The organism is uncultured Negativibacillus sp., from assembly GCF_944388365.1.
Taxonomy (GTDB): Bacteria; Bacillota; Clostridia; order Oscillospirales; family Ruminococcaceae; genus Negativibacillus.
Map to the genome: position 1 here is coordinate 1 of NZ_CALXIN010000133.1, position 4329 is coordinate 4329.

Below are 4329 nucleotides of genomic sequence, written 5' to 3' on the forward strand. Positions count from 1 at the left end.
GTGCCCTTATTCCTATGATAAGGCAAGGCTGGTAGTTCGAGAGATGGCTGATGCGCTGGCGTTGGAGCTGGTCGATAAGGGGCTGGTCACCAATCAACTGGTTCTGACTGTAGGCTATGATATTGAAAATTTGACCCCCACTCGTGGGACTTCGGTATATGCTGGTGAGGTCACCACAGATCGATATGGGCGAAAGATACCCAAGCATGCTGTGGGCACGGAGAACTTCCCGTATACATCTTCGGCAAATGATCTACTGGCGGCAGTCACCACCCTCTATGATCGGATCGTGGACAGATCTCTGCTGGTTCGTCGTTTAAGTATCAGCGCCAATCGTTTGCTATGTGAAGGAGATGTCCCCAGACAGGATCAGGCGGAACAGTTGGATTTGTTCATTGACTATGAGGAGCAGAAAAGGCAAAGGGAAGCACATGAAGCCTCCCACGCTCGTGAAAGAAAAATCCAGGAAACCATGCTGGGGATAAAAAAGAAGTTTGGAAAGAACGCCATCCTCAAAGGGTTGAATTTAGAGGATGGCGCAACAGCCAGGGAACGAAACCAGACGATTGGAGGGCACCAGGCATGAGTAGTCCTTACGATGATATCATTCAGATGCCTCATCCTACCTCAACAAAACATCCAAGGATGTCTCTCTCAAACCGTGCAACTCAGTTTTCTCCTTTTGCAGCTCTATCTGGACACAGCGCAGCTCTCGCAGAAACGGCCCGGCTGACTGATCAGGAGATCGAATTGACCGAAGATCTCAAAGCCGTACTGGACCAAAAGCAGCGTATCCTGTTGGAGCATATTAAAGAGCATCCGAAAGTCACGGTAACTTGGTTCCAACCTGACGAGAAGAAGGATGGAGGTCAATATATTACGACTACAGGTTACTTGAAAAGAATAGATGAATTTGAAAAGGTATTGCGTCTGACAAATGGGATCAAGATACCGCTGATCCATGTAGTAGACATAGGCAGCGAAGAACTCCGCGATATGACCCTGGTTGAATAACACTACTCAGAGAGGCCGGCTATCAACATTAGATAGCCGGCTTTTCTGCAGAGTGAAAGAGGAGACTGAACCGATGATGTTTGAGAATACGGACTGGACCAAAAACAGCTTTCGGGTAGATCCCCAAATGGCCACATTCTTTCGCTTGGGAAAGGATACCACTGTTTTAGAGATGAAGCAGTGGGACGATATGCTGACTGCGTATTTGGTTGAAAATAATGTTATTCCTGAACACAGTTATTTAGTGGACTCTACTTATTCCGCAGAATGTGCAGACATAATTGTTGAAAAATTCCTGCGGGATATTGCCGGTGGAAAATACAACACCCTGATCGTACCGAGTTTTGACCAGCTCCCGTCCCTTGATGAGGCGAAGCTACCGCGGTTCCGCGTGATTTCTCTGGAAGAACAGGTGACACGGGAAATTGGTCTCTTAGAGCGACCACTGATACCAAGTGAAGATAATGCTCCCAACATCAATAACGCCGCTGTCTATTGCAGGCTTGCGCAGCAAGAGCAAGATGAGGAGGGGATCACCGCCTTAGATACATTCTCTCTGTAAAATCAAATTCCCACCGGGCCGCCCATCGGTCCTGGTGGGTGGCCTCTCAAAAGGAGGCATTACCATGAACAAAGAGCTCAAACACAACCTCAAAAAATCGGAAATGGAAATCAATGTTCAGGGCTATAAGGTAACAATGTGCTTTGCGGAAAAGCCCAATTTGGAAGCGGCGGCCTTCGTAAAACGAGCACTGCTCGGATCTTATTCGATGCCCAACAAGTAATAGACACCACTCCCGTGCCTGTTGTTTCATATTTTTAATTCAAGAAAGGATAGTGCCAAAATGATGAATAGAGTATGTTGTTTATATCGCGGAGCAAGCCATGAAAGTATCCTTCTGCAAAAAGATGCATGCCGTAACTTTGCAAAAAAGATGGGGTGGAGTGTAGTCCAGGAAGAGCAAGATATGAGGCTTTCCGGCAGTGCAGCCAGTACCACGAAGCCGGACAAGCTGGTGCAGATCAAACAGCAGGCGGAACGGTCTGAGTTTGACATTTTACTGGTCTTTATGTTTGATCGCCTTGAATCTGAACAACACAAAACCCCATCTACCATGGAATGGTTCGGCATGCGAGGCATCCAGCTTTGGAGCGTATATGAAGGGAAGCAAGACCTCAATTTAGACAGAAAAAGGCTCAGCCAGTACATTCAATTTTGGCAGGAAGAAAATCCCGCACAGCTGAATGGTCAGTCATCCGAGTGTTAAAGGACAAGCCATAAAGGTTGAAATAAAACAAAGAAATTATTTTCAATTTGCTGGCTTTTCGGGCCGTAGTGTGAGATAATGGGCATGGCAGAAGCTGTGAACCTTGAAAATCAAATATGATAGATTAGGTGTTTGCCCTCTCACACGAAAACTAAGAGAGGACGGATACCAAAATGGCTGAAAGAGTTTATTGTTTATACAGAGTCTCCACAAGCAAGCAGGTCGATCACGATGAGAATAACCAGGCAGACATCCCCATGCAGAGGAAAGCTTGCCATGAGTTCGCAGCGAAAAATGGGTGGCTCATTGTGGGTGAGGAGCAGGAAACCGGCGTGTCTGGCTATAAAGTAAGTGCTGATAACCGGGACAAACTGCAGCTTATCAAGAAATATGCGGAACAGGGCAAGTTCGATATTCTGTTGGTCTATATGTTTGACCGGCTGGGACGCAAGTCAGACGAGACCCCCTTTGTAGTAGAGTGGTTCGTAAAAAAGGGCATCCGCGTATGGAGCGTACAGGAAGGAGAACAGCGATTTGAATCTCATACAGATCGCCTGACAAACTACATCCGCTTCTGGCAGGCCGACGGAGAGAGCCAGAAAACCTCCATGCGTACTAAAACAGCCCTTGGTCAGATGGTTGAAGATGGCCGATTTCGAGGTGGCAATACCCCTTACGGCTACAGGCTTGAAAAGAGCGGCATCTACAACAAACGGAAGCATGAGGTATACATGCTGGTCATCGATGAGGATGAGGCAAAGGTAGTTCAGATGATGTTTGACCTCTGTGTATCCTCTGGCTACGGCAGATGGCGCCTTGCAAATTTCCTCAATGACCACGGGATCAAGAACCGGAAGGGACAAAACTGGCACGATGCAAGCGTGGGAGGCATCCTTCACAACCCGCTCTACAAAGGCATACTAAGAAGCGGTGAAACCTATGCCGGTCCATTTGAAGCCCTCCAGATCATTACACCAGAGCATTTTGATATGGCGCAAAGGCTGATGCTGGAGCGTACCAACGAGCGGAAGGAACAGCGCACTGTGCCGTTAAATACTACAGGCCAATCCCTGCTTTCTGGAAATGTATTCTGTGGCCACTGTGGAGGGCGGCTGGTGCTGACCACCAATGGAACGACGACCCGTCTTGCGGATGGGACCCCGATCCACAAGAAACGCATTCGCTATGTGTGCTACAACAAGACCAGGCGTCGCCAGGAATGCACTGGACAGACTGGCTACACGATGCACATTTTAGACGGAATCGTCACTGAGGTGTTGCATCAGGTCTTCGACAAGATGCGGGGAGCTTCCTCTGAAATGATCGTGGGAAGTGCCTTCCAGAAGCAGATGGCACTGGTGCGCTCGGAACTGCAGCGGGCCAGAGCTGAAAACACCAAAGCCAATAAAGAATATGAATCGCTTAAAGCGGAAGTTCCGAAGGCAATTCAAGGAAAAAGTGCTCTGCCTCAAGATGTGCTGACAGAGATGCTGGAAGATACCCGACAGAAGGTGCTGGACACCAGTGAGCGAATCACAAGTCTCACAGACGAACTGAACGCAGGAAACTCTAAGATTGATGAAATGAAAGCCGAGTATAATCGGATTGTATCTTGGTCTAAGATCTTTGACGAAAGCGACATGGAAGTCAAAAAAATGATCTGTGGCTATATCATAAAAAGGGTTTCAGTCTGTAAGGGTTATAAGATCAAGATTGAATTCAATATCAATGTGGAGCAGTTCCTGAACGGCATCGATAGCGTCAACGAATGTGACTCTCATGACTTGCCTATAGCACAATAAGCTCTCGCCCTTGCCATACATAATAACGGCAAGGGATACATATCAAAATTTGATATGACCAGTTGACAACATAAATCCCCCATGTTATAATGTCCATGCTTTCAAATGATGTTTCATTTGAACGGGCAAGCATTCTCCTAAACCATCAAAGGGTGCCCACCAGATGGCTTGGGAGAGCGCTTGAATGGCATTCAAGAGGTCAGCGGTTCGATCCCGCTTATCTCCACCAAAAACCGTGTAACCAT

At 47.4% G+C, this 4329-nt stretch carries 5 protein-coding genes and 1 pseudogene; all 6 read left to right on the forward strand.

The genetic code is table 11. The annotated features are described in order from the left end of the window. Positions 1-586, forward strand: a pseudogene (locus Q0L39_RS10955) (DNA methylase); the annotation flags it as partial. Continuing rightward, positions 583-1014 (forward strand): hypothetical protein, encoded by a 432-nt coding sequence (locus tag Q0L39_RS10960; RefSeq protein ID WP_296629152.1) that lies wholly within the window; start codon positions 583-585, stop codon positions 1012-1014. The pseudogene Q0L39_RS10955 and the gene Q0L39_RS10960, both read left to right, overlap by 4 nt. Before the next feature lie 73 nt (positions 1015-1087). Continuing rightward, entirely contained in the window at positions 1088-1576 is a 489-nt protein-coding gene (locus Q0L39_RS10965; protein WP_296629154.1) for a hypothetical protein, read from the forward strand. 64 nt (positions 1577-1640) lie between these two features. Continuing rightward, positions 1641-1799 (forward strand): hypothetical protein, encoded by a 159-nt coding sequence (locus Q0L39_RS10970; RefSeq protein ID WP_296629156.1) that lies wholly within the window; start codon positions 1641-1643, stop codon positions 1797-1799. 60 nt (positions 1800-1859) lie between these two features. Continuing rightward, entirely contained in the window at positions 1860-2282 is a 423-nt protein-coding gene (locus Q0L39_RS10975) for a recombinase family protein (RefSeq protein ID WP_296629157.1), read from the forward strand. Between the two features lie 173 nt (positions 2283-2455). Further along, positions 2456-4084, forward strand: a complete 1629-nt coding sequence (locus tag Q0L39_RS10980; protein ID WP_296629159.1) for a recombinase family protein — start codon at positions 2456-2458, stop codon at positions 4082-4084. Positions 4085-4329: the final 245 nt, after the last annotated feature.

Bases quoted from the DNA above. Each gene is read 5' to 3' on its own strand.
- Q0L39_RS10980 (WP_296629159.1), top strand. From the start codon at position 2,456: ATGGCTGAAAGAGTTTATTGTTTATACAGAGTCTCCACAAGCAAGCAG.
- Q0L39_RS10970 (WP_296629156.1), top strand. From the start codon at position 1,641: ATGAACAAAGAGCTCAAACACAACCTCAAAAAATCGGAAATGGAAATC.
- Q0L39_RS10960 (WP_296629152.1), top strand. From the start codon at position 583: ATGAGTAGTCCTTACGATGATATCATTCAGATGCCTCATCCTACCTCA.
- Q0L39_RS10965 (WP_296629154.1), top strand. From the start codon at position 1,088: ATGATGTTTGAGAATACGGACTGGACCAAAAACAGCTTTCGGGTAGAT.
- Q0L39_RS10975 (WP_296629157.1), top strand. From the start codon at position 1,860: ATGATGAATAGAGTATGTTGTTTATATCGCGGAGCAAGCCATGAAAGT.